The 25,618-nt window shown below is 74.1% G+C and carries 23 protein-coding genes and 1 pseudogene; 10 read left to right on the top strand and 14 right to left on the bottom strand.

The window, feature by feature from the left end; translation table 11 throughout:
- The first annotated feature begins 88 nt into the window (after positions 1 to 88).
- From MTR79_RS23625 to MTR79_RS23615, 3 genes are all read left to right on the top strand, one after another.
- Positions 89 to 3,640 (top strand): DNA polymerase III subunit alpha, encoded by a 3,552-nt coding sequence (locus MTR79_RS23625; RefSeq protein ID WP_244791923.1) that lies wholly within the window; start codon positions 89 to 91, stop codon positions 3,638 to 3,640.
- Positions 3,637 to 4,605 (top strand): hypothetical protein, encoded by a 969-nt coding sequence (locus MTR79_RS23620; protein ID WP_189366002.1) that lies wholly within the window; start codon positions 3,637 to 3,639, stop codon positions 4,603 to 4,605. Before MTR79_RS23625 ends, MTR79_RS23620 begins: the two co-directional genes overlap by 4 nt.
- Positions 4,606 to 4,808: 203 nt before the next feature.
- On the top strand, positions 4,809 to 5,672 hold the full coding sequence (locus tag MTR79_RS23615) for an alpha/beta fold hydrolase (protein ID WP_244791922.1): 864 nt from the start codon (positions 4,809 to 4,811) through the stop codon (positions 5,670 to 5,672).
- 74 nt (positions 5,673 to 5,746) lie between these two features.
- Here the strand turns inward: MTR79_RS23615 and MTR79_RS23610 are convergent, their stop codons facing one another.
- Positions 5,747 to 6,799 carry a lytic polysaccharide monooxygenase gene (locus tag MTR79_RS23610; protein WP_244791921.1) on the bottom strand — a complete coding sequence of 351 codons (1,053 nt, stop codon included), beginning with the start codon at positions 6,797 to 6,799 and terminating at the stop codon, positions 5,747 to 5,749.
- A 182-nt stretch (positions 6,800 to 6,981) separates the two neighbouring features.
- Between MTR79_RS23610 and MTR79_RS23605 the strand changes: the two genes are divergently transcribed.
- The gene (locus MTR79_RS23605) at positions 6,982 to 7,452 is read left to right on the top strand and encodes a GNAT family N-acetyltransferase (protein ID WP_244791920.1); all 471 of its coding nucleotides are present in this window, start codon (positions 6,982 to 6,984) and stop codon (positions 7,450 to 7,452) included.
- 14 nt (positions 7,453 to 7,466) lie between these two features.
- Here MTR79_RS23605 and MTR79_RS33630 read toward each other — a convergent pair whose 3' ends face one another.
- Positions 7,467 to 7,601, bottom strand: coding sequence for a hypothetical protein (locus MTR79_RS33630; protein WP_086700014.1), 135 nt, complete (start codon positions 7,599 to 7,601; stop codon positions 7,467 to 7,469).
- Between the two features lie 138 nt (positions 7,602 to 7,739).
- On the opposite strand from MTR79_RS33630, the gene MTR79_RS23600 reads away from it, so the two are divergent.
- A complete protein-coding gene (locus MTR79_RS23600) occupies positions 7,740 to 8,360 on the top strand; it encodes a class I SAM-dependent methyltransferase (protein ID WP_189365998.1) in 621 nt (206 codons plus the stop codon).
- A gap of 20 nt (positions 8,361 to 8,380) precedes the next feature.
- Here the strand turns inward: MTR79_RS23600 and MTR79_RS23595 are convergent, their stop codons facing one another.
- Positions 8,381 to 8,881, bottom strand: coding sequence for a DUF402 domain-containing protein (locus tag MTR79_RS23595; RefSeq protein ID WP_086699999.1), 501 nt, complete (start codon positions 8,879 to 8,881; stop codon positions 8,381 to 8,383).
- Entirely contained in the window at positions 8,862 to 9,794 is a 933-nt protein-coding gene (locus MTR79_RS23590; protein WP_086700001.1) for a GNAT family N-acetyltransferase, read from the bottom strand. Before MTR79_RS23590 ends, MTR79_RS23595 begins: the two co-directional genes overlap by 20 nt.
- A 96-nt stretch (positions 9,795 to 9,890) precedes the next feature.
- Between MTR79_RS23590 and MTR79_RS23585 the strand changes: the two genes are divergently transcribed.
- Positions 9,891 to 10,256 (top strand): GntR family transcriptional regulator, encoded by a 366-nt coding sequence (locus MTR79_RS23585; RefSeq protein ID WP_086700016.1) that lies wholly within the window; start codon positions 9,891 to 9,893, stop codon positions 10,254 to 10,256.
- An 81-nt stretch (positions 10,257 to 10,337) separates the two neighbouring features.
- Here the strand turns inward: MTR79_RS23585 and MTR79_RS23580 are convergent, their stop codons facing one another.
- Both MTR79_RS23580 and MTR79_RS23575 read right to left on the bottom strand, forming a co-directional pair.
- Positions 10,338 to 11,096 (bottom strand): DUF72 domain-containing protein, encoded by a 759-nt coding sequence (locus MTR79_RS23580; RefSeq protein ID WP_086700002.1) that lies wholly within the window; start codon positions 11,094 to 11,096, stop codon positions 10,338 to 10,340.
- Positions 11,097 to 11,112: 16 nt separating this feature from the next.
- On the bottom strand, positions 11,113 to 12,207 hold the full coding sequence (locus MTR79_RS23575) for a DUF5925 domain-containing protein (protein ID WP_189365994.1): 1,095 nt from the start codon (positions 12,205 to 12,207) through the stop codon (positions 11,113 to 11,115).
- A 169-nt stretch (positions 12,208 to 12,376) separates the two neighbouring features.
- On the opposite strand from MTR79_RS23575, the gene MTR79_RS23570 reads away from it, so the two are divergent.
- A complete protein-coding gene (locus MTR79_RS23570; RefSeq protein ID WP_244791919.1) occupies positions 12,377 to 13,183 on the top strand; it encodes an SGNH/GDSL hydrolase family protein in 807 nt (268 codons plus the stop codon).
- Between the two features lie 9 nt (positions 13,184 to 13,192).
- Here MTR79_RS23570 and MTR79_RS23565 read toward each other — a convergent pair whose 3' ends face one another.
- From MTR79_RS23565 to MTR79_RS23550, 4 genes are all read right to left on the bottom strand, one after another.
- On the bottom strand, positions 13,193 to 14,812 hold the full coding sequence (locus MTR79_RS23565; RefSeq protein ID WP_244793285.1) for a serine/threonine-protein kinase: 1,620 nt from the start codon (positions 14,810 to 14,812) through the stop codon (positions 13,193 to 13,195).
- A gap of 78 nt (positions 14,813 to 14,890) precedes the next feature.
- Positions 14,891 to 16,456 carry a nickel transporter gene (locus MTR79_RS23560; protein ID WP_244791918.1) on the bottom strand — a complete coding sequence of 522 codons (1,566 nt, stop codon included), beginning with the start codon at positions 16,454 to 16,456 and terminating at the stop codon, positions 14,891 to 14,893.
- Positions 16,453 to 18,030: a hypothetical protein gene (locus MTR79_RS23555; protein ID WP_244791917.1), complete on the bottom strand. Its 1,578-nt coding sequence runs from the start codon at positions 18,028 to 18,030 to the stop codon at positions 16,453 to 16,455. The genes MTR79_RS23560 and MTR79_RS23555 overlap by 4 nt, the downstream gene beginning before the upstream one ends.
- A 101-nt stretch (positions 18,031 to 18,131) precedes the next feature.
- Positions 18,132 to 19,664, bottom strand: coding sequence for a DUF4331 domain-containing protein (locus MTR79_RS23550; RefSeq protein ID WP_086700010.1), 1,533 nt, complete (start codon positions 19,662 to 19,664; stop codon positions 18,132 to 18,134).
- Positions 19,665 to 19,947: 283 nt separating this feature from the next.
- Here MTR79_RS23550 and MTR79_RS23545 point away from each other — a divergent pair, with 283 nt between their 5' ends.
- From MTR79_RS23545 to MTR79_RS23535, 3 genes are all read left to right on the top strand, one after another.
- Positions 19,948 to 20,490 carry a sigma-70 family RNA polymerase sigma factor gene (locus MTR79_RS23545; protein ID WP_048459120.1) on the top strand — a complete coding sequence of 181 codons (543 nt, stop codon included), beginning with the start codon at positions 19,948 to 19,950 and terminating at the stop codon, positions 20,488 to 20,490.
- The gene (locus MTR79_RS23540) at positions 20,487 to 21,308 is read left to right on the top strand and encodes an anti-sigma factor (protein WP_244791916.1); all 822 of its coding nucleotides are present in this window, start codon (positions 20,487 to 20,489) and stop codon (positions 21,306 to 21,308) included. Before MTR79_RS23545 ends, MTR79_RS23540 begins: the two co-directional genes overlap by 4 nt.
- Before the next feature lie 126 nt (positions 21,309 to 21,434).
- The gene (locus MTR79_RS23535) at positions 21,435 to 21,707 is read left to right on the top strand and encodes a hypothetical protein (protein ID WP_031021765.1); all 273 of its coding nucleotides are present in this window, start codon (positions 21,435 to 21,437) and stop codon (positions 21,705 to 21,707) included.
- A 174-nt stretch (positions 21,708 to 21,881) separates the two neighbouring features.
- Here MTR79_RS23535 and MTR79_RS23530 read toward each other — a convergent pair.
- The 4 genes and pseudogenes from MTR79_RS23530 to hmgA form a co-directional block, all read right to left on the bottom strand.
- Positions 21,882 to 22,046: pseudogene (locus MTR79_RS23530) on the bottom strand (ABC transporter permease); the annotation flags it as partial.
- 191 nt (positions 22,047 to 22,237) lie between these two features.
- Positions 22,238 to 23,407, bottom strand: coding sequence for a type ISP restriction/modification enzyme (locus MTR79_RS23525; RefSeq protein ID WP_244791915.1), 1,170 nt, complete (start codon positions 23,405 to 23,407; stop codon positions 22,238 to 22,240).
- A 25-nt stretch (positions 23,408 to 23,432) separates the two neighbouring features.
- Positions 23,433 to 24,182 carry a GntR family transcriptional regulator gene (locus MTR79_RS23520; protein WP_102640611.1) on the bottom strand — a complete coding sequence of 250 codons (750 nt, stop codon included), beginning with the start codon at positions 24,180 to 24,182 and terminating at the stop codon, positions 23,433 to 23,435.
- A gap of 27 nt (positions 24,183 to 24,209) precedes the next feature.
- A complete protein-coding gene (gene hmgA, locus MTR79_RS23515; protein ID WP_244791914.1) occupies positions 24,210 to 25,571 on the bottom strand; it encodes a homogentisate 1,2-dioxygenase in 1,362 nt (453 codons plus the stop codon).
- Positions 25,572 to 25,618: the final 47 nt, after the last annotated feature.

Genomic DNA, 25,618 nt, shown 5'->3' with positions numbered 1-25,618 from the left:
CATTCGAAAATTGGTCTATGGTGGGGGTGAGGTGACTGGGAACAGTTGTTCGATAGACGGTCGGGACTCACGAGTGCGGGAGGTGCGTGTGCCGGGTTTCACGCATCTGCACACCGTCTCCGGGTTCTCCCTGCGCTACGGCGCCTCCCACCCGGAACGGCTGGCCGAGCGCGCCTCCGAGCGCGGCATGGACGCCCTCGCCCTCACCGACCGCGACACCCTCGCCGGGTCCGTACGCTTCGCCAAGGCCTGCGCCAAGGCCGGCGTCCGCCCGCTGTTCGGCGCGGAGCTGGCGGTGACGCCCCCGGCCGCCGCCCCCGCCCCCGGCGACAGCTCCGTACGGCGGGACCGCCTCCGCACCCCGGTGCGCGGCGGTGCCTTCATCGACGAGTCGACACCGCGCGTGACCTTCCTCGCCCGGGACGGCGCCCGCGGCTGGGCCGACCTGTGCCGGCTGGTCTCCGCCGCCCACACCGCCGACGGCCTGCCCCGGCTGGACTGGGAGGACAACCACGCCGGCGGGCTGACCGTCCTGCTCGGCCCCGACTCCGACGTCGGCCGCGCCCTCGCCGCGGGACGCCCCGACCGCGCCGCCCGGCTGCTCGCCCCCTGGCGCGAGGTGTACGGCGACGCGCTGCGCCTGGAGGCCGTCTGGCACGGCCGCACCGGCACCGGACCCGGCTCGCTGCGGCTGGCCGCCCGCACCCTGGGCTTCGCCGCCGAGCAGCGCGTGCGGCCCGTGCTCAGCAACGCCGTCCGGTACGCCGACCCCGGCCTCGGCCCGGTCGCCGACGTGCTGGACGCGGCCCGCCGACTGGTCCCGGTCGACCCGGCCAAAGGGCTGGACTCCGGCGAGGCCTGGCTGAAGGACCAGGGCGCCATGCTGGAGACGGCCGAGCGGATCGTGGAGGCCGCCGGCTTCCGCCGCGACACCGCCCTGCGGCTGCTCGACCAGACGCAGACCACGGCCGCCGAGTGCCTGGTCGACCCCGAGGACGACCTCGGCATGGGCAGCGTCCACTTCCCCGAGCCGCACCTCGTCGGCGCCGGCCGCCGCACCGCCCAGCGGGCGCTGGCCTCCCGCGCGACGGCGGGCATGGTGCTGCGCGGCTACGACCGCCGCCGGGAGTACTGGGAGCGGATGCACCACGAGCTGGACATCATCGCCCACCACGGCTTCGCCTCCTACTTCCTCACCGTCGCCCAGGTGGTCGACGACGTGCGGGACATGGGCATCCGGGTCGCCGCGCGGGGATCCGGCGCCGGCTCCCTGGTCAACCACCTGCTGGGTATCGCGCACGCCGACCCGGTCGAGCACGGGCTGCTGATGGAGCGCTTCCTGTCCAAGGAGCGGGTGGTGCTGCCGGACATCGACATCGACGTGGAGTCCGCGCGGCGGCTCGAGGTCTACCGCGCGATCATCGGCCGGTTCGGCGCCGAGCGGGTCGCCACGGTCGCCATGCCGGAGACCTACCGGGTACGCCACGCCGTCCGGGACGTCGGCGCCGCGCTGTCCATGGACCCGGCCGAGATCGACCGGGTCGCCAAGTCCTTTCCGCACATCCGTGCCCGCGACGCCCGCGCGGCGCTCGAGGAGCTGCCCGAACTGCGGCAGCTGGCGGGGGAGAAGGAGAAGTACGGCAGGCTGTGGGAGCTGGTCGAGGCCCTCGACGCGCTGCCGCGCGGGGTCGCCATGCACCCCTGCGGGGTGCTGCTGTCCGACGCCTCCCTGCTGAACCGGACGCCGGTCATGCCGACCAGCGGCGAGGGTTTCCCGATGGCGCAGTTCGACAAGGACGACGTGGAGGACCTGGGGCTGCTCAAGCTGGACGTGCTGGGCGTGCGGATGCAGTCGGCGATGGCGCACGCGGTCGGCGAGGTGGAGCGGGCGACGGGGGAGCGGATCGACCTGGACGCGGTCCCGGACGGTGATCCGGCGACGTACGGGCTGATCCGGTCGACCGAGACGCTCGGCTGCTTCCAGATCGAGTCACCCGGCCAGCGGGACCTGGTGGGGCGGCTCCAGCCGTCGACCTTCCACGACCTGGTCGTGGACATCTCGCTGTTCCGGCCGGGACCGGTCGCCGCCGACATGGTGAGGCCGTTCATCGAGGCCCGGCACGGGCGGACGCCGGTGCGCTACCCGCACCCGGACCTGGAGGAGGCGCTGAAGGGGACGTACGGCGTCGTGGTCTTCCACGAGCAGGTGATCGACATCGTCTCGGTGCTGACCGGTTGCGGGCGCGGCGAGGCGGACCGGGTGCGGCGCGGGCTGTCCGACCCTGAGTCGCAGGGGCGGATCAAGGTGTGGTTCGCCCAGCACGCGGCGGCCCGGGGCTACGACGCGGAAACGATTCAGCGGACCTGGGAGATCGTGGAGGCCTTCGGCTCCTACGGCTTCTGCAAGGCGCACGCGGTCGCCTTCGCCGTGCCGACGTACCAGTCGGCGTGGCTGAAAGCGCACCACCCGGCCGCCTTCTACGCCGGGCTGCTCACCCACGACCCCGGCATGTACCCGAAGCGGCTGCTGCTGGCGGACGCCCGGCGGCGAGGGGTGCCGGTGCTGCCGTTGGACGTGAACAAGTCGGGGGTCGCACACAGGATCGAACTGGTGTCTGATTCGGGGGATGTGAAGGGGGCGCCGAAGGGCGGGAAGCCGGTATGGGGCCTGCGCCTGGCGCTGTCCGACGTGCACGGCATCAGCGAGGCCGAGGCGGAGCGGATCGCCGAGGGCCAGCCGTACGCCTCGCTGCTCGACTTCTGGGAGCGGGCCCGGCCCAGCCGTCCGCTCGCCGGGCGGCTCGCCCAGGTCGGCGCGCTCGACGCGTTCGGCGCCAACCGCCGTGACCTCCAGCTGCACCTGACCGAACTGCACCGCGGCGCCCGCGGCGGGCGAGGTGACCAGCTCCCGCTGTCCGGGGGCCGGCGGACCGCCTCCGCCGGGCTGCCCGACCTCACCGAACCGGAGAAGCTCAGCGCCGAACTCGGCGTGCTGTCCATGGACGCCTCCCGCCATCTGATGGACGACCACGGCACCTTCCTCAAGGAGCTGGGCGTGGTCTCCGCGCGGCGGCTGCGCGAGGTGCGGCACGGAGAGACGGTGCTGGTCGCGGGCGCCAAGGCGGCCACCCAGACCCCGCCCATCCGCTCCGGGCGGCGGGTCATCTTCTCCACCCTGGACGACGGCACGGGCCTGGTCGACCTCGCGTTCTTCGACGACTCGCACGACACCTGCGCCCACACCGTCTTCCACTCCTGGCTGCTGCTGGTGCGCGGGGTGGTGCAGCGGCGCGGCCCGCGCAGCTTCAGCGTGGTCGGCTCCGCCGCGTGGAACCTCGCCGACCTGCTGGAGATCCGCCGGGAGGAGGGGCTGGAAGGGGTCGCCGCGCGGCTCGCCGCGCCGGCCGGCAACGGCTCCGGGGCCGCCGACGACGGCGACGCGCCGGCCCGCAGGCGGCTGGCCGGTTCGGACGGGCTGCCCGCGCCGGCCGGCTCGGCCGCCCGGGATCCGATGGAGGAACGGACGATCCGCATGCCCACGGGGTACGAGATGCACCCCTGGGCCGATCTGCGCCCCGCGGGCGAAGGGCCCGCGGTGGGAAGGAAGTTGTGGCACCAGAGTCCGGGGAGTGCGGGATGACCATTCTCTGCGTACGTTTCCAGCTGCCGCCGATGTACGAGGCGGCCCTGCCGGGGCTGCTCGGCCTGCTGGAGGAGTTCACCCCCGTCGTGCAGGCCCTGCCACCGGACGGGGCGCTGGCCGATCTGCGCGGCGCCGAACGGTACTTCGGGCGCACCGCGCTGGAACTGGCCTCGGTGATCCGGGTGCGCGCCCTCGCCCTGCACGGCGTCGACTGCGTGATCGGCGCGGGACCCGGACCGATGACGGCCCGCATGGCGCTGCGGGAGGCCAGGCCGGGCCGGACCCGCGCGGTGGCCGAGGACGAGGTGCGGGAGTTCCTCGCCGGACAGCCCGTCGTCGCGCTGCCCGGCGTGGGCGCCAAAACCGCCCGCACCCTGTGCGAGTACGGCCTGGACACCCTCGGCCGGGTTGCCGCCGCCCCGCTGTCCACGCTCCAGCGGCTGGTGGGCGCCCGCGCCGGACGCGAGCTGCACGAGAAGGCGGGCGGCGTCGACCGGGGCCGGGTCGTCCCCAACGCCGTCTCGCGCTCCCTGGCCGCCGAACGTCCCTTCACCCGCGACGAGCTGGACCCCGGCCGGCACCGGCGCGCCCTGCTCTCGGCCGCCGAGGAGCTGGGCGCCCGGCTGCGCGCGCTGGACAAGGTCTGCCGCGGCCTCAGCCTCACCGTCCGCTACGCCGACCGGTCGGCGACCACCCGCACCCGCACCCTCCCCGAGCCGACCGCGCACTCGCCCGCGCTCACCAGGGCGGCGTACGGCCTGTACGAGGCGCTCGGTCTGCAGCGCGCCCGGGTACGCGCGGTGGTGCTGCGCGCGGAGGGCCTCGACCCCGCCGAACAGGCCGCCCACCAGCTCACCTTCGACCCGGTGGACGAGAAGGTGCGCCGCATCGAGGAGGTCGCGGACCGCGTACGGGCCAAGTTCGGCCCGCACGCGCTGATGCCGGGGACGCTGGCGGCCTGAGGACAGCGGTGCTTTGTCCCGTTCGATGACGCAATATCAGGTCGCGGCGGGGGGATGTGGGGGAGTCATGGGATTTTTTACCGACCCGTAACTTCCCGGCTTTCCCTACTCGCCCGTAACTTGATGAGTGAACAGCATCCCGTGATCCGGATCACAGGGCGTAGGACCCCACCCTTCCCCTTGAGCCGCAAGGAGATCACACGATGCTGCCCTGGAAGCGGGTGATCAGACCGCTGGCCGCGTTCCTGCTGGCCGCGGTCGCCGTCACCGCCCCCGCCGCGTCGGGCGCGCAGGCCGCCGCCGCACCCAGCTCCGGCTGGAACGACTTCACCTGCAAGCCCTCCGCCGCCCACCCCCGCCCCGTCGTCCTGGTCCACGGCACCTTCGGCAACTCCGTCGACAACTGGCTGGGCCTCGCGCCCTACTTGAAGAACCGCGGCTACTGCGTCTTCTCCCTCGACTACGGCCAGCTCCCCGGCGTCCCCTTCTTCCACGGCCTCGGCCCCGTCGAGAAGTCCGCCGAGCAGCTCGACGCCTACGTCGACCGGGTGCGCGCCGCGACCGGCGCCGCGAAGGTCGACGTCGTCGGCCACTCCCAGGGCGGCATGATGCCCCGCTACTACCTCAAGTTCCTCGGCGGCGCCGCCGAGGTGAACGCCCTCATCGGCATCGCCCCCAGCAACCACGGCACGACGCTCAGCGGTCTCACCGCGCTGCTGCCCTACTTCCCCGGCGCCGAGGACCTCCTCGGCACGGCCACCCCCGCCCTCGCCGACCAGATCGCCGGCTCCGCCTTCCTCACCAAGCTCAACGCGGGCGGCGACACCGTCCCCGGCGTCCGCTACACCGTCATCGCCACCAAGTACGACCAGGTCGTCACCCCGTACCGCAGCGCCTTCCTGACCGGGCCGAACGTCCGCAACGTGGTCCTCCAGGACCTCTGCGCGGTCGACCTCTCCGAGCACCTGGCCATCGGGCTGCTCGACCGGATCGCCTTCCACGAGGTGGCGAACGCCCTCGACCCTGCCCGCGCGAAACCCACCACCTGCGCCTCCGTGTTCAGTTGACACGTGTCAGCCCGAGGTGGGAAGCAGCGGGTCCCTGTCCGGCCTGAGCCGCCGGACAGGGACCCGCCGCCGGGTCAGCGCCCGTGGCGTCCGGCCGCCGTGCGCCGCCGAGCGGAGGCGAACAGCGCGGCCGAGCCGAGCGCCAGCGCCGCGGCGCCGCCGATCATCAGGTACGGCGTGTTCGCGTCGCCGCCGGTCTCCGCCAGGTCCTGCCCGCCGCCGGCCGCCTTCAGCTGGTTCCCGGTGTCCGCGGCGACCGGGTCGGCCGTGGTGGCGGGGTCGTCGTCACCGTGCCCGTGGTTCTCGACCGTCGACTTCCCGGCGCCGGCCTCGATCTGCTCCTGGGACGGGGCGGAGGCGGACGGCGCCGGGGCGGGCGCCTCCTGGGCGTCGCCACTCGCGGCGTCCTCGCCCTTCTCCGCCTGGCCGCCCTTGTCCGCCTCGCCGCCCTTGTCCGCCGTTCCGCCGCCGGCCGCGCCGCCGCCCGCCTGGGCGCCGCCGAAGGTGACGTCCGAGCAGGAGTAGAACGCCTCCGGGCTGTCCGACCGCTGCCAGACCGCGTACAGCAGCTGCTGCCCGGAGCGCTCCGGAAGGGTGCCGGAGAAGGTGTAGAAGCCGTCGGCCGCGCCCGGGTCGGTGGAGGTCGCCACCGGGTTGGCCAGGTCCAGGTCGTCCCAGGCCAGCGGCTGGGCCGGGTCGTAGCCGGGCTTGGTGATGTACACCGTGAAGGTGCCCTTGTGCGGGGCCGTCACGCGGTACTTGAAGGTGTGGTCGCCGCTGGACACGCTCGTCGCCGGCCAGTCGGCGCGCGCCAGGTCGAGGCCCTTGAACGCCTCGTTGCCCGCGCTGCACAGCTTGCCGTCCGGAATCAGCTCCTGGTGACGTCCGCCCGCGTCACCGATGCGGACACCGTTCCAGTCGTACAGCGCCTGGGTGCCGCCGGCCGCGACGGCCGCCTTGCACGCCTCCGACTTCGGGCTCTCCGGCCCTTCGCCGAAGCACTGGAAGACCCGGCTGACCGGGTCGCCCATCGAACCGTGGGCGGCGGCCGGCGTGGCGGCCAGTCCGGTGAGGGCGAGCGGGGCGAGAGCCATGGCGGCGACAGCGGCCTTGCGGCGAGCGGACATGGGGCAGCAACTCCTCGGCGAACAGCGGATCTCATGGGGGAACCCCGGGGGGATCCCGTGGGGGTGGCTCAGAAACTAGCCCCGGGAAACCCGGAAATCGCCCGGTGAGGGCGGTACGGGGAGATCCTTATGGTCGCTTTAAGGGAGCGTTCGGACTGGGATCAGGTAGGTACCGTGCCCGCATGACGAACGCACGGATCAGGCCGGCCGTCGCCGCCGACGTACCGGCCGTGGAAGCGGTGGTCGACGCGGCCTTCCGCCCCTACGTGGCGCGCATCGGAGTCGTGCCGGTGCCCATGGAGGCGGACCACGCGGCGGACGTGGCCGCGGGCCGGGTGTTCGTCGCGGAGCTCCCGGAGGACGGCGGGACCGCGCGCGTGGCCGGCCTCGTCGTGCTGGAGCCCCGCGCGGGCCACCTGTACCTGGACACCGTCGCCGTCCTCCCCGACGCGCAGGGCGCCGGTCTCGGACGGCTGCTGCTGGAGTTCGCGGAGGCCCGGGCGCGGGCGCTCGGACTGCCCGAGATCCGGCTGTTCACGAACGCCATGATGCGGGAGAACCAGAAGATCTACCCGCGGCTCGGCTACGAGACCGTGGAGCGGCGGGTGACCGGCCCGTACGACCGGATCCACTACCGCAGGCGGCTGAGCTGAACCCCGGGGGGCGTTCAGCCGTCGGGCCACCAGGTGCGGGCGACGTCCTTGCGGACCTCGGGGCGCTCCGCGGGACGCTCGTCGGCCTCCTCACGGACCCGGCGGGCGTCCGTCCTCCTCGAGGGCTTCCGCACGGTGACGCGGCGCATGGCTGCCTCCTCGAAGGCCCACCGGGTCACCCGTTCCCACGGCGGTGAACCTTTCGGGGGAGAGTTCCTCATCCGTCCCGTCGTGTCTGTGGCCCCGATCACGAATCGACTGTCAGTGGCCGGTGTCACCCTGAGCCCATGACCACAGATGACGGTGAAGGGACGGACGCCGGCGGTGTCGACTGGGACGCGCGGGCGGCCACCTTCGACGAGGAGCCGGACCACGGCCTGCGCGACCCCGAGGTGCGCGCCGCATGGGCCGCGCGGCTGAAGGACTGGCTGCCCGGCCGGCCCGGCGACGTCCTCGACCTCGGCTGCGGCACCGGAAGCCTCTCCCTCCTCGCCGCCGAGCAGGGCCACCGGGTCACCGGCGTGGACCGGTCCCCGGCCATGGTGCAGCTGGCCCGGCAGAAGCTCGCCGGGAGGCACGCGGTCTTCCTCACCGGCGACGCGGCCCGCCCGCCCGTCGACGGCGAGCGGTACGACGCCGTCCTCGTCCGGCACGTGCTGTGGACGCTGCCCGAGCCGGGCCGGGTGCTGCGCCGCTGGCGCGACCTGCTGCGGCCGGGCGGACGGCTGGTGCTGGTCGAGGGCGTGTGGGGGGCGGTGAGCCCGGCCGGCATACCCGTGGACCGGCTCACCGCCCTTCTTGCCCCGCTCACCGCCCGGGTGCGCGTGGAGCGGCTGTCCGGGGACCCGGCGCTGTGGGGGCGGGAGGTCGACGACGAGCGGTACGCGGTGGTGGCCCTGCGGGAGTGACCCCGGGCCCGAAGGGGGTCTCAGGCGAGCAGGGCGCCCAGACCCGCCCCTCGGGCCAGGGCGTCCAGTTCGTCGAGGGCGGCCACGGCGGCCGCCGCCGCGCCCGGGTCCCGGGCGGCCAGGCCGCTCTCCGCGAACTCGTCCTCGTCCAGCCGCCGTACGTCCGTGCCGTCGGCGGAGACCCACAGGTCCAGGTCGAGGTCCTCCACCACCAGGCGGCCCCCGGACAGCTCGGCCGGGCGGGTGATGTCGCAGTAGTGGCCCTTGAGCGCGCCCCCGGAGGCGCGCACCTCCTTCACGGAGTACCAGCGGTCACGCCAGTAGTGCTCCGTGAAGACGTCCCCGGGCTCGAACCGCACGAAGCCGAAGTCGCGCACGCCCTCGCCCGCCCACGGGGCGCGCACGCTCACCCTGGTGCCGTCGTCGGCGAGCAGCTCCGCCGGGTAACTGATCTTCGTGCGGCCCGCCTTGACCAGGACCACCTCGACCGTCGCCGGTCCGTCAGCCGAGTCCGCGGACATACCGCACCTCCGTCCCGCACAGCTCGTAGCCGAACCACTTGTTGATCGCGATCATCGGCTCGTTCCCCGTGTCGTTGCCCGTGAAGGCCTCCGTGTACCCGGCCGCGCGGGCCCGGTGCAGCGAGTCGTTCTTCGCGAGCTTCGCCAGACCCCGCCCGCGGTGGGCGCGGGCCGTGCCGGTCATGCCCGTCGCGTACCGGGTGCCACCGTCGGTGCGGGCCGCCGTGAACGCGGCGGGCCGGCCGTCCACCACGGCCACCGTGGTCAGCTCCGCGTCGAACAGCGGATGCCGCCAGGTCTCCCTGAGCCACGCCTCGTAGTCGGTGAACTCCGTGTCCACGTCGCTCGGTTCGTCCGCCGTGGTCTCCGCGTCCAGCTCGAACAGCGGACGCGGGTCGTCGGCGTACGCGGAACCCGGACGCAGCTCCACCCCAGGCGGCGGGTCCTGGAGCGGGGGCAGTTCGCGGTGCGCCAGGTCCAGGCGGAGGAAGTGCGCGGAGCGGCTCGCCCGGTAGCCGTGCAGCTCGGCGAAGGCGCGGTTGCCGGGCTCGTCCAGCACCCAGGCCAGCAGCCGGGTCGCGCCGTGCGCGGTCAGATGCTCCTCGGCGGCGCGCACCAGCAGCGTGCCGCCTCCCCGGCGCGTGTGCCGGGGGTGCACGTAGACGTTGACGTTGCCCTGGCCGGGCACGGTGCTGTCGTGCACCAGGTGCACCTGGGCCGTGCCGATCACCTCGCCGTCGTCGTCCACCGCCACGAGCGGGCGGTAGTGGGCGTCGGGGTGCATCTGGGTGAGGTCGTGGGCCAAAGACTCGGGGGTGACCAGGATGAACGGCAGGGCGGCCCGCCGTACGCGGGCGAAGCCCTCCAGGTCGGCCCGGGAGTCGGGGCGGACGTCGCGGACGGTCACTGTCATGTGAGGGCACGCTACGAGGTGGTGCGGCGGGGTGCCTCCCATTTTTCGTGGCCGGGGTATGCGGCCTCCGGGGCGGGGGTGCGCGAGAATCGCGGCGTGACTGTACGGATCCACATCCAGGACGGAACACCGCCTTACGAGCAGGTGCGGGCGCAGATCGCCGAGCAGGCGCGGTCGGGGGAGCTGCCGGTGGGGTACCGGCTGCCCACCGTGCGGGGGCTGGCCGAGACCCTCGGCCTCGCGGCGAACACGGTCGCCAAGGCGTACCGGGCGCTGGAGGCGGACGGGGTGATCGAGACGCGGGGCCGGAACGGAACGGTGATCGCTGCCGCTGGGTCGGCGGCGGAGAGGGAGGTTGCCGCCGCGGCTGCGGTTTTTGCTGAGCGGGCTCGGAGGCTGGGGGTGGGGGAGGAGGTGGCCATGGCCGCGGTGCGGGACGCCCTACGGGCGGTTTTTGAGTGACGTTCAGTGTCCACTGCGGGTTCGTTCGGGTTGATCGCGCGGTTCTCCGCGCCCCTGAGGGTGGGGCTGGGCCTTCAGTGTTCACCGCCGGTGGGTGGGGGCTCGGCGCGCAGTTCCCCGCGCCCCCAGGCGGGTCAGGGTTCTGGCGTTGTGGATCGCTGCCGCGTTGGGGTCGTTGTTGAAGTAGGCGTACACGTCTGCTTCTCGGGGCCACGTCGTGGTGATGCGGGTCAGCCAGGTGTGGAGGGACCGGCGGCCGTAGTTCGGCCAGGGGTGGGCTCGGCCCTGGTGGAAGCGGACGTAGCCCCAGTCGGTGGTGCGCCACAGCGGGGTGACCGGGCGGGAGAGGACGTCCGCCCAGCAGAGGGCGGCGCCGCGTGACTCCAGGACCGTGCGGACGTCCGGTGTCCACCAGGACGGGTGGCGGGGTTCGACGGCCACCCGGGTGGACTCCGGGAAGCAGCGCAGGCAGGCGTCCAGGAGCGCGGGGTCGGCCTGGAGCGTCGGCGGGAGCTGGAGGAGGACCGGGCCCAGGCGGTCGCCGAGGGCGGTGGCGCGGCTCATCAGGCGCTCCACCGGCTCCTCGGGGTCCTTCAGCCGCTTGACGTGCGTCAGGTAGCGGCTCGCCTTGACCGCGACGACGAAGCCCGGCGGGGTGCGCTCCCGCCAGGACGCGAAGGTCTCCCGGGAGGGGAGCCGGTAGAACGCGTTGTTCACCTCGACGGTGGGGAAGGCGGCCGCGTACTCCTCCAGCCACAGCCGTACCGGCAGACCGGGCGGATACAGCACGCCGCGCCAGTCCTTGTACTGCCATCCCGAGGTTCCGACCAGCAGCGGCATGCGGCCCTCCCGGCTCCTACAGGTACAGGCCCGCGTCCGCGTCGCCGCGCGGCTCCGGCAGGGAGGTCGGGGACGTGCCCCGGCGCAGGGCGTACAGCTCGGCCAGGGTCGCGCCCTCGCGTCCGACGCCCTCCTCGTGGCCCAGCCAGTTCACCGCCTCCCTGCGGGTCAGCGGCCCCACCTCGATGCGGGCCAGGCAGCGGCCCGGACGCACCACGGCGGGATGCAGCCGCTCCAGGTCCTCGTTGGTGGTGACGCCCACCAGGACGTTGCGCCCCTGGCCGAGCAGGCCGTCGGTGAGGTTCAGCAGCCGGGACAGCGCCTGGCCCGCCGTGTGCTTTGCCTCGCCCCGGATCAGCTCGTCGCAGTCCTCCAGGAGCAGCAGCCGCCAGCGGTTCCTGCCCGACGCGTCCTCCTCGCCGATCGCGATGTCCATGAGATAGCCGACGTCGGAGAAGAGCCGCTCCGGGTCCAGGACGCAGTCCACCTGGCACCAGTCGCGCCAGGACCGGGCGAGCGTGCGCAGCGCGGAGGTCTTGCCGGTGCCCGGCGGGCCGTGCAGCAGGAGCAGCCGCCCCGAGATGTCCTCGGGGGTGGTCTTCATCAGACGGTCCATCGCGTCCGCCACGGGGGCGGTGTAGTTGGGCCGGATCTCCTCCCAGGTGCCGGCCGTGATCTGCCGGGTGGTGCGGTGCGGGCCGCGCCGAGGGGAGACGTACCAGAAGCCCATGGTGACGTGCTCCGGCTGCGGTTCCGGCTCGTCGGCCGCGCCGTCGGTGGCCTCCTCCAGGATCCGCTTCGCCAGGTCGGCGCTGGTCGCGGTCACCGTGACGTCGGCGCCCCGGCTCCAGCGGGAGATCAGCAGCGTCCAGCCGTCCCCCTCGGCCAGGGTGGCGCTGCGGTCGTCGTCCTTGGCGAGCCGCAGCACCCGCGCCTGCGCGGGCAGGAGCGTCGCGCCGGACCGGACGCGTTCGATGTTGACGGCGTGCGAGTAGGGCTGCTCGCCCGTCGCGAAGCGGCCGAGGAACAGCGCGTCGACGACGTCGGACGGGGAGTCGTTGTCGTCGACGTTGAGCCGGATCGGCAGGGCGTCGTGTGGGTGCGCGGACATGCCGCCATGATCGGTCACGAGCGCCCCCTGTGCACCCGATTTGCCTCGTGCGCCGGTGCGCGCGTGTTTGTCCGGTACTCAACGGTAATACTTTTGACATGAACACTTCCGCTCAACACGCGTAGTTGGTACGACGGTTGAGGCAGAGATCCTGCTAAAGGGAGGTTCCATGAGACGTTCCCGACTTGCCCTCTTCCTCACCGCTCTGGTCCTCGCCGTCACCGCCACCCTCACCGGGGCGACCGCGGCGCACGCGTCCGCGCAGGCGGCCCCCGGCCCGTACGTGGCCCTGGGCGACTCCTACTCCTCGGGTGTCGGCGCCGGCAGCTACATCTCCTCCAGCGGCGACTGCAAGCGCAGCACCAAGGCCCACCCGTACCTCTGGGCGGCCGCGAACTCCCCCTCGTCCTTCTCCTTCACGGCCTGCTCGGGCGCCCGGACGGGTGATGTCCTCTCCGGGCAGCTCGGCCCGCTCTCCGCGAGCACCGCCCTCGTCTCCATCAGCATCGGCGGCAACGACGCGGGATTCGCCGACGTCATGACGACCTGTGTGCTCCAGTCCGACAGCTCCTGCCTCTCCCGCATCGCCACCGCCCGGGCCTTCGTCGACTCGACGCTGCCCGGCAGGCTCGACGGCGTCTACACGGCGATCCGGGACCGGGCGCCCAACGCCCATGTCGTGGTGCTCGGCTACCCCCGCTTCTACCGGCTCGGCACCACCTGCATCGGCCTCTCCGAGACCAAGCGGAAGGCCATCAACGACGCCTCCGACCACCTGAACAGCGCCATCGCCGCGCGCGCCCGCGCGTACGGCTACACGTTCGGCGACGTCCGCACCACGTTCACCGGCCACGAGATCTGCTCCGGCAACTCCTGGCTGCACAGCGTGGACTGGCTGAACATCGGCAACTCGTACCACCCGAAGGCCGCCGGACAGTCGGGCGGCTACCTCCCGGTGCTCACCTCGGCTGCCTGACCCCGCGGTTCAGTAACCGTCCCCGTCCGCACCGGACGCCGAGGCGGAGGCCCCGCCCGACGGGGTCTCCGTCGCGCACACCACCGAGAACGGCACGGTCCCGGACGTCGCGCGCACCGGCTCCCGCACCTCCACACCGATCCGGCCGTGGAGTTCCCCGCTCTCCGAGTACGTCGTCACCACCACCGTGTCCCGCTCGGTCCGGCCGCCGTCCGCGGGGAACGACAGGGTGCGCCAGCCCCGGTCCGCCGCCGAGCCGTCCTCGGTCGCCCAGCGGTAGCGCACCTCGGCCGGGAGCCGGTTCACCGTGAACGTCGCCGTGAACGAGGGCGCCTCCTCGTGCGCGGGCGGGCAGGCGCCGGAGTACTCCGTGCGCGTGCCGGTCACCGCGACCGACACCGTGACGGCCGGGGTCTCCTCCTCGTGCCCGCCGTCGTCGCCCTCGTCCTCGGTCGCGTCGTCCGTCGCGGAGGAGGAAGGCGACGGGTCGTCCTCCGTCTCCGTCCCTCCGGCGCCCTTGTCGCCGGTCGTGGCCGGGGAACTCGCCCCGCCGTTCCCGGCCTCCGGCTCACCGTCGTCCTGGTCCAGCAGCGCGTACGTCAGCCCCGCCAGCGCGAGCATCAGCAGCACCAGCCCCGCGATCAGCAGTGCGGAGCTCCTCCGCCCGCGTGGGGGCGGGGCCGTCGCCGTGGCGGCCGTGGGCGCTCCGCCGGACGGCTGGTGGTAGGTCACGAGCGGCTGATACGGGTCGGTCGGCGGCGGCGCGGGAAGCGCGGCCACCGTGGGCGCGTACGAGGAAGCCGTACGCGCCGGGTCCGCGCCCGGAGTGCCCCCGGCGGCGACCACGCGCAGGTACTCCGACGCCCGTTCCGCGGGGAGGCGTTCGGCCGGATCCTTGCGCAGCAGCCCTTCGACGACCGGCGTGAGCGGACCCGCCCGGCGGGGCGGCGGCAGCTCCTCGTCCACGATCGCCCGCAGCGTGGACAACGGGGTGTCGTGCCGGAACGGGGAGTGGCCCTCGACCGCCGCGTACAGCAGCACGCCCAGCGACCACAGGTCGGACTCCGGACCGGGGGTACGCCCCAACGCCCGCTCCGGCGCCAGGAACTCCGGCGAGCCGACGACCTCGCCGGTCATCGTCAGGGCCGAGCTGCCCTCGACCGTGGCGATCCCGAAGTCGGTGAGCACCACCCGGCCGTCGTTCGCGATCAGCACGTTGGCGGGTTTCACGTCCCGGTGCAGCACCCCGGCCGCGTGAGCGGCGCGTAGCGCGGCCAGCACCTCGGCGCCGATACGTGCCGCCCGCCGCGGGGTCATCGGACCCTCCGCGTCCAGCACCTCCGCCAGCGACAGACCGCGCACCAGCTCCATCACGATCCACGGACGGCCGTCCTCCGTGGCCACGTCGTACACCGTCACCACGGTGCGGTCGGCGATGCGGGCCGCCGCCCACGCCTCCCGCTCGAGGCGGGCGTACATCCGTTCCACGTCGGACGCCGGCAGGCCCGCCGGGGCGCGGACCTCCTTCACCGCGACCTCGCGGTGCAGCAGCTCGTCCCGGGCCCGCCACACGGTGCCCATGCCGCCCTCGCCCAGCGGCGACAGCAGCCGGTACCGTCCCGCGACCACCCGCTCACTGCCCGGTTCTTCGGACACGGCGCCCCCTATCGCGTCCGGGCGAATTCGCCCTTTCCTCATGAAAGTAGCTCAGCCGAGTGCGGATGCGGCCCCCCTGAACACCAATCCGGCGCCCAGCACCAGGACCACGCACGCCGAACCGAGGGGCGCGCTCCGGCGCACCAGCGCCGCCCACGGCGCGCTCGTCCAGCGCGGGCGCCGGGCCAGCAGCCGGGACACGCCCCCGCCCGCCCGCACCACCGCGTACCCGGCGGCGGTGAGGGTGAGCGCCAGTCCGACGCCGTACGCGACGACGAGCAGCAGCCCGAACCAGGCGTGGCCCAGAGCGGCGGCGCCGACCAGCACCACGACGGCGGACGGACTGGGGACGAGACCGCCCGCGAACCCGAGCAGGATCGTGCCGCGCACCGAGGGCGCGGCGGGATGGGTGTGCGTACGCCCGCCGTGGGTGTGGGTGAGGGCGGTATGCGGGTGCGGGTGCGGGTGCGGGTGGTCGTGGTCGTGCCGGTGGGGATGGCCCTGGGGGTGCCCGTGGTCGTGAGGGTGTTCGTGCCCGGGTTCGTGCTCGTGGGGGTGAGGATGCGTGTGATGACCGCGCTGGCGCAGCGCGCGGCGTACGAGCTGGGCGCCGGCCAGGATGACCAGCACGCCGCTCGCGATCCCCAGCCAGGCGACCACGGAGGGCGCGGCGGCGGAACCGGCCGTGACCAGCAGCCCCAGGGCGACCACGCCGAGGGTGTGGGTGACCGTGACGGAGGCGGCCATCGGCAGCACGTCCCGCATCCGCGCCCGCCCGCCGCGGGCCGCCGCGGTCGCGGCCATCAGGGTCTTGCCGTGGCCCGGCGCGAGCGCGTGCATCGCGCCGAGGACCACCGCCAGCAGCAGGGCGAGCGCGGCGAAACCGACGGTCAGGTCACGCCGGGCCACGAGGTCGTCCAGGGCCCGCGTCCAGCGGTCGGCGCCCCGGGGCAGGATCGCGGAGGCGGGCGCGTCCGCCTCGTCCGTCCCGCCCGCCGCCGTCGCCGGGCCGCCGGGACGGACCCGCAGGGACGCGGTCCGGGTGTCGGGCGGGGAGTCGAGCCGCCCCTCCGGGTAGCGGGTCAGCCGGGCGGAGAGCGATTCCTCGGGCACGTCCGAGGCGGCGAGCGTCGTACGGTCCCCCCGCGCGGTGACCTCCCGCCAGCCGGGGCCCGAGTCACCCCCCGCCGCGCGGAAGTCGACGGCGACCGTACGGCCCCGGGGGAGGGGCGCGGTCAGCCGGCACTCCACGCGCAGGGTGTCCAGTCCCGCCTGGCCGGGCCGCACCAGGACGCGGGCGGCGCGCACGGTGAGCGGCGCCGGACGTCCGTCGGCCCGGACCTCGCTGTCGCGGGCGGCCGTCGCGCACCGCTCACGGGCCCAGGCGTCGCGGCCCAGGCCGGCGAGGTCCGGCGCTGCCTGGGTCGCGGGGATCTCGGCGAGGTCCTCGACGTGGTGCACGCGCAGTTCGCCGGGCGCGGCCACCAGGCCGTCGTACCGGTTCACGGTGAAGTTGCCGAGCGGGTGCGCGCTCGCCTCCGTGGCCGGGACCAGGGCGAGGGCGGTGGCGGCGGCGAGGAGCGCCGCGCCGGCCGTGGCGGGACGGAGGAGACTCAACGCGCCGCCTCCAGGTCCTTCAGGGCGGCCCGCGCCGCACGGGCGCCGAGCGGGGAGAAGCCCGGGTCCAGCTCCAGGGCGGCGGTGAGGGAGGCGCGGGCGGCGCGGTCGTGCCCGGTGGCCTTCTCGATGATGCCCCGGTGGTGGAGGAAGGCGGCGTCCCGGTAGCCGGTGGCCGTGGCCCGGCGGGCGTACGGCAGGGCTTCCGCGGAACGGCCCGCCCGGTGCAGCGCCCAGGCGAGGGCGTCCGCCGTGTGCACCGTCCGCCGGCGGTCCCACTCGGCGCGGGCCGCGCGCAGCGCCTCGGCGGGGTCCCCGTGGTCCGCCGCGGCGAGCGCGGTGTCGAGGTCCACGTCCACGCCGCCGGCCCGGGCCAGCGCGGTCCAGGCGTCGACGAGGGCGTACTGCTCGCGGGCCTTCGCGCGGTCGCCCCGGTCCTCGTACAGCTCGCCGAGGGCGACCAGCGGGCCGGGCAGCGGGGAGCGGGCGACGACCTGCTCCAGCGTCGTGATCGCGCCCGCGCGGTCGCCGACCGAGGCCTGGGCGCGCGCCCGGCCCTCCAGGGCGGGGAGGTGGGCGTCGTCCGCGGCGAGCGCGCGGGCGTAGTGGCGCAGGGCGATGCCGTACCGGCCCTGACCGCGCTCCAGGTTGCCCAGCGCGGTTGCCACGTACGCCACGTCGGCGGGGCCGGCCGCGGTGCCGAGGGCCTGGTGCAGCACCCGGCGGGCGGTACGCACGTCGCCGCGCAGCTCCCGCACGTACGCGTACCGGGTGAACACGGGGACGCCCGGACGCCTGCGGTCGGCGACGGTGGCCGCCTTCGCGGCCTCCTCGTACCGGCCGAGCTCCACCAGGGCGTCGATCCGGGAGCAGAGGGCGCGTTCGCTGTACGGGTTCCGCGCCAGGGCGCGGTCGGCGTGGTCCAGTGCGGCGGCGAAGTCGTGGCGCGCGGCGGCGAGGGCGGCCTGCCCGGCGAGCGCCCGGTCGTTGCCGGGACGCAGGGCGAGGGACCGCGCGAAGGCGCGTTCGGCAAGGGCGTAACGGGAGGGGTCCCCGTCGGTCCGCGCCCGCTCCACCTGCGCGGCTCCGAGCGTCGCCCACGCCCCGAAGTCCCGCGGCTGCTCCCGCACGTGGGCCTGCAACGACCGGATCCCCGTGTCCAGGTCCCCCCGGACCAGCACATCCGCGTCCACCGCCCGGGACACCCCGGGCACGGCACGCGCCGCGTCCCGCCCGTCACCCCCCACGGCGACGGCCCCGGCGGTCATCGCCACGGCCAGCAGCACGGCGCACGACGTGAGATGCGGTCCGCGCCCACGGCGCACGGCGGCGGCGAACCGCCGCAGCGCGTCGACGCGTTCGGCGGTGGACGCGGCCCGCGGCGCCTGGGCGGCCGCCGGTCCTTCCGAGGCTGCCGGCGCCTCCGAGGCGGCTCGCACCTCTGAGGCGGCTCGCACCTCTGAGGCGACTCGCGCCTCCGAGGCGGCTCGCGCCTCCGAGGCCGTCGGCGCTCCGGCGGGCGGTGTCGCCTCCTGGCCGCTCCCGCGGGTGCTGTCGTTCGTGCGCGGGGACATGGGGCTCCTTCGTCGATGGGGGCGCGGCCCTGCCGTGGGGGAAGGGAGGGGAGGGCCGCGCCGGTCGGTGGGGCGGCCGGGCGCGCCGGCCGCCGGGTGGGTCAGTACGCGCGGCGGCGCATGCGGCGCCACCACATGAGCGCCACGCCGATCAGCAGCAGTCCGCCCGCTCCCGCACCCGCGGACGCGGCGATGAGGGTGGTGTCGTCCGCGCCGTCCGCACCGGCGGGCCGCAGCGCGTCACCGAGCTGGCTGCGGACGTCGTTGCCGCTGTCGACACCCTTGGCGAGCGGGCCGCGCGAGCCCTCCGTGGGGTTCGCCAGGTACGGGAAGGAGGCGCCGAACTTCTTGTCGTTCTCGTCGACCGCGTCGCCCAGGTCGTTCTTCGCCCCGACCAGCTCGCCCTCGACCACCTGGAGCGCGGCGTCCACCACGTCGTCCGTCAGCCGGCGCCCGTTGGGGAAGCCGGCGGTGTCGCCGTCCAGGACGCCCAGCCGCTTCGGCTTCGCGGCCGGCGCGATCGAGGTGTTGAGGCGCAGCATCTCCGAGGGGCGCACGTGCGGCGGCTGGTTGAGGCCCTCGACGCCCTTGAGGAACACGTCGACCAGGTCGTCGCGCGGTTCCTCCGGCGCCGGGATCTTGTAGATCGCCTCGATCAGCTTCGGCAGCTCCGGCTCCGTGACGTTCTTCAGGAACTGGGCGTCGTCCCACGGCGCGGACGCGTTGAACGTGTCCTTGTCGCCGACCGGGTTGACGACCTCGTTCACCAGCGGGTTGCCCAGCCGCGACACCTGCACGAAGTGCCCCTCGGCGTTCTTGCGCTGGGTGGTGGACCAGATGCCGACGACCGGCTGCTCCGCGGACTCCGTGATGAGGTGCGTCGGCACCTGCAGCGCCACGGAGTTGACGTTGTAGCCCTTGAGCGTGTCGTTGCCGACCTCCGAGAGGTTCCCGCCGTACAGCAGGTCGAAGACCCGCAGGTCGAGGAAGAACGGGTCGTCGGCCTGGCCGGCGAACGTGGTCGTGCCGCCCGCCAGTTCGTGCACCGCCTGCCTGCGCAGGGTGTCGTAGTCCGGCATGGACGCCTTGCCGACGTTCGACGGCGCCACCGGCACGTCGTCCGCGATCTTCGTGCGGGACACCGCGTGCTGGTCCTTCAGTTTCAGCATCTCGAGGTCGTAGGTCTGCGTGATGTTGAGGTCCGGGTCGTCCAGGCTGGTGACCGGGCCGGTGTTGTAGAGGAACGTCCTCTCGTTCTTGACGTGCGTCCTGAACGTGTAGCGGAACAGCAGTTCGCCCTGCGCGTCACCGTTGGTGTCGATGTGGAGGTCGTACTGCGCGTCCTCGGCGAACGTGAAGAAGTTCGGTCCGCCGGCGGGCTCCTCGAACGGGATCCAGTTCGCGATGATCGTCGTCGTGTCCGGCTTGTCGGGGCTGACGAACGCGTACAGGTCGGTGTTGTCGAACTGCGGGGTGCCCGAGATCAGCGGAGCCTCCCGGTGGGAGGAGGCCGAGGCCGCCTCGGGTTCCAGCGCGGACGCGCCCGCGGCCGCGAGACCTCCGGCGGCCAGCGCACCGCAGATCAGGGTCGCGAGGCTCCTGCGCCCCGAACCGGTCCTGGAGTCAGTTGTCATGCCGTCCGTCCTCAGTGCCGACTTGCCTTGACGCACTGGGATTCGGAGCACCGGCGGGACCGGATTGGCCGAAGCGCGGACGAATTTTTCCGCGCCCCTCGCGCCCGATGTCGCGCACGGCTTCGCACTCGCCGCTCCCCGACGGCCGGTTCCCGCTCAGCATTTCTCCGCGCCGACCCGCGTTTTCGGCCCGGTGATCCGTACTTCCCATCCGGAGGCGCGCTCGCTGCGAATGCCTTGTGCGACCGGGCGGTCCGGCAGGGCCGGGAGAGGGGGACGAGCGTTGGAGGCGGACCAGTTGCTGATCCGCGTGGCCGGAGGCGACCAGAAGGCCTTCGAGGACCTGTACGGACTGGTGTCCGGGCCGGTCTACGGACTGGTGCGGCGCGTGGTGCGCGACCCGGCCCAGTCCGAGGAGGTCGCCCAGGAGGTGCTGCTCGAACTGTGGCGCTCCGCCGCCCGGTTCGACCCCGGCCGGGGCAGCGCCCTGTCCTGGGTGCTCACCCTCGCCCACCGCAGGGCCGTCGACCGGGTGCGCAGCGTCCGCGCGGCCGGCGAGCGCGAGCAGCGGGAGGCGCGGCGCGGCCACGGTCCCGCCTTCGACCAGGTCGCCGAGGAGGTCGAGGCCGGCCTCGAACGCGAATGGGTGCGCCGCTGCCTGGACCGCCTCACCGCGCTCCAGCGCCAGTCGGTCACCCTCGCCTACTACGACGGCTACACCTACCGCGAGGTGGCCGAGCGGCTCCGACTGCCGCTGGGCACCGTCAAGACCCGTATGCGGGACGGGCTCACCCGCCTGCGCGACTGTCTGGGAGGCGCGGCATGAGCGTGTTCCGCCGGCTGTTCTCCCGCGAGGACCCGCACTCGCTGGCCGCCCCCTACGCCCTCGACGCGCTGGACCCTGCCGAGCGGGTCCGCTTCGAGAAGCATCTGAGGTCCTGCGACCGGTGCGCCGCCGAGGTGCGCGACCTCGCCGAGGACGCCGTCCGGCTGGCCTGGTCCACCGCCGCGCCCGCCCCGCCCGACCTGCGCGACCGGGTCCTGGCCGCCGTGCGCACCACCACCCAGGAACCCGCCTCGCAGGAGAGGGCCAGGACCGCTCGGGAACCACAGCTCCCGGCTCACGTCTGGGGGGCCGCGCCCCCGCCGCGCGCCCGGGAGCGCCGCCGGGCGGTGCTGCTCGCGCCGTTCGCGACGGCCACCGCCGCCGCGGCGCTCGTCGTCGCCTCGTTGTTCGCCGTCCAGGCGAACCGCACCCAGGACGAACTCGCCGCCGAGCGCGACCGGGCACGTGAGATCGCCCACGTTCTGGCCGCGCCGGACGCCCGTGCGAGCAGCGGCCGGGACGCCCGCGGCCGCACGATCGGAGTGATCGCCTCCGTATCGGCCCGCGGGGCGGTCGTCACTCTGGGCGGATACGACGACCCTCCGTCGGGCCGGGTGCGTCAGCTCTGGCTCATGGACCGGGAGGGCCGGCCCCGCTCGCTCGGGCTCTTCGAGGGCGACACGCCCTTGGCGGCGTCGGGTCTCGACCCCGCTTCGTCGTCACTCGCGGTAACCGTCGAACCGGACGGCGGCTCTCCGCAACCCACCGGCCAGCCCATCGTCCAACTCGCCCTGAAAACGGTCGGATTCGGAGAGTAATCGTCGAGTGTTCGTCAACACCCTTACGGGGAAGGTGAATCCTGTGACCTCGATACACGGGTGCCCGTACGGGGCGATAGGGTTACCCTGCCCGGGCCGGGTGGAGTCGTACGGGTGGGGAGTGACATGGAACAGATAACAGTGCGCAGCAGGGCCAGGGTCCCTGCGATCACCTGCGGCAGCAGCGCGAGCAGTTCGCGCCTCGACCGCCACCTCTCGGTCCTCGCGGGACCGGCCGTCCCGCAGCGGGAGACGGCCGAGGCGACGTCGCTCATGCGTGAGCTGACCGCGCGTGACAGCGCGCACCACGGCACCAGGGGCGCACGGGCCCGCGCGAGCCGTGTCTCGCTCTTCGCCCCGCTGCGCCGACTGCGCCGCTCCCTGTTCGGCAGCCGGTAGCGTCCGCGCCGGACGGTCCCACCCGTCCCGGCGCGGCGTCCGCCCGCCCGTCGTCCCCACGGCACAAGGCCCTGCCCCGCCGGCCCGCGACACCGGCCCTCACCCTGCCGACCCCGATCCCACCCGGCGTCCTCGCAGGGGCACCCTCCAGCGTCGGCGCGATGCCGCGACCGCTCACCGCTCACCCTTCGCGTACTGCCGTACCGCCAGCGGCACGAACACCGCGAGCAGCAGCGCGCACCAGGCCAGTGACCCCGCCACCGGATGCGCCATCGGCCAGGCCGCGCCCTCCGGCACCGGCGCGTTGCCGAACAGGTCCCGCAGTGCCGTCGCCACCGCGCCGTCGTGTGCGCCGCCGGTGGCGGTTTCCTCGCGGCGTGCCCGCGCGCGACGCCGCCGTGCCGCACGGGGCGCCGCCCCTCCGTGCTGGGCGGCGCCGGTTGGGGCGTGCCGGGTCGCATCCCGTGCCGGGCGGCGCCGGTTCGGCCGTGCCGCGTCGCACCACGTGCCGGACGGCGTCCACCCTCCGCTCAGAGCAGCGCGAGCTGCCCCTCCGGGCCCTCTTCGTGGGTGTCCAGTACCGAGGCCGGGCGGCGGGTCCGGGCGGGGGTAGGCAGGACGCCCGCTGCGCGCAGGTCGGACGGGGTGACCTGTGACGGGACATCAGCCGCCAACTCCTCGCGGAGCGGCCGCGCTTCGGCGAGAAGGGTGAGGACCGTGACCAGCTCCAGGAGCTCCGACGTCCAGGGCTGCGGCCATGCGGCCGGACGGATCGCCTCCAGGGTGCCCGGCTCGGCCGGGTCCGTGCGGGACGCGAACCACGCCTCGAGCACCCGCACCCCGCCCGACTCGAACTCCCACGCCTCCACCGGCACCGGGGAGACGCGCCCCTCGCCGAGCAGCAGCGCCTCCTCGTCGCGGTCGTAGGTCAGCGCGGGCGGACGGGACGGCAGCGGAGCGCGGACGTACGGGCGGCGGCCGCCGGGGAGTCTGGGGCGTTCGCCGTCCCGCCGCATCAGCCAGAGCATGCGGCGGCCCAGCGCCACCCCTCGCTGCCACGTGTCCGGGTCGGCGGTCAGCGGCACGGCGAGCCCGTCCGGCGAGGGACGCGTCACGGCCGTCGCCCAGGCGAGGACGTCGACGGGGGAGACCTCGAGCCCCAGCCGGGCGGCGAGGTGGTCCGTCAGCCCGGGGGTCAGGTTGGGCTCGGTGGCGTCCGGGCGGCGGTACAGCGGGCGGATCCGGCCCGTGCGCAGGACAGGGAAGAGGGAGGTCGCCAGCAGCGGCGGCCCTTCGCCGGGCGTCTCGACGGCGAAGATCTGGCGGTCGTCCGCCACCCGCCACAGCTCCGGCCGGGGAGCGTCGATCAGCCGCTGGTCGGGGATCAGCCACTGCTCGTCGAACGGCCCGGCCAGCACCCGCACCGGCTCCGGGCACGGCCCGGTCGCGCGGGCCAGCCGCTCCGTGCCGCCGTCCTGCCCGGGCAGCTGACCGACCGCCGTGTGCGGGGTGCGGGACCGCGTCGGCCGGAACAGGGCCTCGCGGTCCGGGCCCTCGGCCTTCACCAGCGCGTCCCAACGAGCCTTCAGGGACGCCGCGTCGGGGGCCGCCGGCCACCCCCGGCCGAGCCGCGGCGGTGCGACGGACCACGGCATGAGGTCCGCCAGCAGCGGAGCGTCGTCGTGCGTCACGCTGGGCATCGTACGACCTGCCGGCGGGCGCGGATCAGGTGGCGTCCAGGGTCACCGTGAAGGAGAAACGGTCGCCCCGGTAGTGGATGACGGCCACGTCCAGCGCCTTTCCCGCGGAGTCGTACGTGACGCCCGTGTAGTGCAGGATGGGGCTGAGCAGCGGGACCCGGAGCAGCCGCGCCGTCTCCGGGTCCGCGAGCCGCGCCTCCACGGTGTCCGTGATGCGGCTGATGTCCGCGCCGACGACGTCCCGCAGCACCTTCGTCATCGGCCACCGCACCAGATCCTGCGGATCGATCCGCCAGGCCAGCTCCGGGCGGACGTAGTTGCGGGCGTGGTTGGTCGGCTCACCGGTCTTCTCGTCGCTGCGCAGCCGGTGGTAGGCGGCGGTCTCCGCCAGATCCGGGAAATGTTCGGCGAGTTCGGACGGCACCGGCGCGGGCCCGTGCTCCAGCAGCTCCGTCGTCATGCCGGACTGCTGGGCCACGATCGCGTCGACCGAGCCCAGCAGCCGCACCGGCGCGCCCCGCCGGGCGTCCGGCTCGATGAACGTGCCGCGCCGCCGGTGCCGGGTGATCAGCCCCTCGTCCTCCAGCTCCTTCAGCGCCTGCCGCATGGTCAGCACGCTCACCCCGTAATGCCCGGCCAGCTGCTCCTCGGTGGGCAGGCGCAGCGGGTCGTGGGGCGAGCGGCCGAGGATCGAGGCGCGCAGCGACTGGGACACCTGATACCAGAGCGGCAACTTGCGGTTGAGGACGATCGAGTCCGGGGCGAAGGAGGTCACGCGCTATCCGTACCGGTCGGAGAACGGTCAGTGCAATGGCCGGAAGTGACGCTCGAGGCCCCGCCACACGTCGTCGTACCCCTGCTGGAGGTGCTCCGCGCGTGCCGCCTGGGGGGTGAGGGACACCGGCCAGCGGGTCTCGAACATGAAGGCGAGCCCGTCGTCGATCTTCTGCGGCCTCAGCTCCGCCGCGCTCGCCCGGTCGAACGTCTCCCGGTCCGGGCCGTGCGCCGACATCATGTTGTGCAGCGAGCCGCCGCCCGGCACGAAGCCCCCCTTCCCGGCCGCCTTCGCGTCGTACGCGCCCTCGATCAGGCCCATGTACTCGCTCATCACGTTCCGGTGGAAGTACGGCGGCCGGAACGTGTCCTCGCCGACCAGCCAGCGCGGCGCGAACACCACGAAGTCCACGCCCGCGAGACCCGGCGTGTCGCTCGGGGAGGTCAGCACGGTGAAGATCGACGGGTCGGGGTGGTCGTACGAGATGGTGCCCATCACATTGAACCGGCGAAGGTCGTAGGCGTACGGCACATGGTTGCCGTGCCAGGCGACGACATCCAGCGGGGAGTGGTCATAGGTGGCCGCCCACAGGTTGCCGCAGAACTTGTTCACCACCTCCACCGGACCCTCGACGTCCTCGTACGCGGCGACCGGGGCGCGGAAGTCCCGGGCGTTCGCCAGCCCGTTGGCGCCGATCGGGCCGAGGTCGGGCAGCCGGAAGGCCGCACCATAGTTCTCGCACACATATCCGCGGGCGGTCTCGTCCAGCAGCTCCACACGGAAGCGCACCCCACGCGGGATCAGCGCGACGTGTCCCGGTTCCACATGCAGCATCCCGAACTCCGTGCGCAGCAGCAGCCCGCCGCGCTCCGGCACGATCAGCAGCTCACCGTCGGCGTCGCTGAACACCCGCCGCATGGAGGCGGTGGCGTGGTACAGATGCACCGCCATACCGCTGCGCTGGGCCACGTCACCGTTGCCGCCCAGGGTCCACAGGCCGGCCAGGAAGTCCGTGCCCTCGTCCGGATCCGGCAGCGGGTTCCAGCGCAGCCGGTTGGGGTCGGGCACCGTCTGGGTGAAGGGCGCCGAGCGTAGCGCGCCGTTGCCCGTGCGGGTGAACGACGGGTGCGCGGCGGACGGGCGGATCCGGTACAGCCACGAGCGGCGGTTCTCCGCCCGCGGCTCGGTGAAGGCCGACCCGCTCAGCTGCTCCGCGTAGAGCCCGAGCGGCGCGCGCTGCGGGGAGTTGCGGCCCACGGGCAGAGCCCCCGGCACCGCTTCCGAGCTGTGCTCGTTGCCGAAGCCGGAGAGGTGCTCCAGACCCTCGGCGGTCTTGCGCGCCTCCTCGCGTTCCGTCGCGCTCCCGCGGGCGGTGGCCCCGTCGCTCATGTCCGCTGCTCCCTTGCACCGAGCCGATTCCTATGGAACACCGTAGG

It is taken from the genome of Streptomyces sp. BJ20 (genome assembly GCF_022869105.1).
Classification (GTDB): domain Bacteria; phylum Actinomycetota; class Actinomycetes; order Streptomycetales; family Streptomycetaceae; genus Streptomyces; species Streptomyces griseoincarnatus.
The sequence above is the reverse complement of the archived record's forward strand: the minus strand, read 5'-3'. Positions and strand labels throughout refer to the sequence as shown.

Coding starts and splice junctions, on each gene's coding strand:
- MTR79_RS23620 (WP_189366002.1), top strand. CDS start 3,637: ATGACCATTCTCTGCGTACGTTTCCAGCTGCCGCCGATGTACGAGGCG.
- MTR79_RS23615 (WP_244791922.1), top strand. CDS start 4,809: ATGCTGCCCTGGAAGCGGGTGATCAGACCGCTGGCCGCGTTCCTGCTG.
- MTR79_RS23610 (WP_244791921.1), bottom strand. CDS start 6,799: ATGTCCGCTCGCCGCAAGGCCGCTGTCGCCGCCATGGCTCTCGCCCCG.
- MTR79_RS23605 (WP_244791920.1), top strand. CDS start 6,982: ATGACGAACGCACGGATCAGGCCGGCCGTCGCCGCCGACGTACCGGCC.
- MTR79_RS33630 (WP_086700014.1), bottom strand. CDS start 7,601: ATGCGCCGCGTCACCGTGCGGAAGCCCTCGAGGAGGACGGACGCCCGC.
- MTR79_RS23600 (WP_189365998.1), top strand. CDS start 7,740: ATGACCACAGATGACGGTGAAGGGACGGACGCCGGCGGTGTCGACTGG.
- MTR79_RS23595 (WP_086699999.1), bottom strand. CDS start 8,881: ATGTCCGCGGACTCGGCTGACGGACCGGCGACGGTCGAGGTGGTCCTG.
- MTR79_RS23590 (WP_086700001.1), bottom strand. CDS start 9,794: ATGACAGTGACCGTCCGCGACGTCCGCCCCGACTCCCGGGCCGACCTG.
- MTR79_RS23580 (WP_086700002.1), bottom strand. CDS start 11,096: ATGCCGCTGCTGGTCGGAACCTCGGGATGGCAGTACAAGGACTGGCGC.
- MTR79_RS23575 (WP_189365994.1), bottom strand. CDS start 12,207: ATGTCCGCGCACCCACACGACGCCCTGCCGATCCGGCTCAACGTCGAC.
- MTR79_RS23570 (WP_244791919.1), top strand. CDS start 12,377: ATGAGACGTTCCCGACTTGCCCTCTTCCTCACCGCTCTGGTCCTCGCC.
- MTR79_RS23555 (WP_244791917.1), bottom strand. CDS start 18,030: ATGTCCCCGCGCACGAACGACAGCACCCGCGGGAGCGGCCAGGAGGCG.
- MTR79_RS23550 (WP_086700010.1), bottom strand. CDS start 19,664: ATGACAACTGACTCCAGGACCGGTTCGGGGCGCAGGAGCCTCGCGACC.
- MTR79_RS23540 (WP_244791916.1), top strand. CDS start 20,487: ATGAGCGTGTTCCGCCGGCTGTTCTCCCGCGAGGACCCGCACTCGCTG.
- MTR79_RS23535 (WP_031021765.1), top strand. CDS start 21,435: ATGGAACAGATAACAGTGCGCAGCAGGGCCAGGGTCCCTGCGATCACC.
- MTR79_RS23525 (WP_244791915.1), bottom strand. CDS start 23,407: ATGCCCAGCGTGACGCACGACGACGCTCCGCTGCTGGCGGACCTCATG.
- hmgA (WP_244791914.1), bottom strand. CDS start 25,571: ATGAGCGACGGGGCCACCGCCCGCGGGAGCGCGACGGAACGCGAGGAG.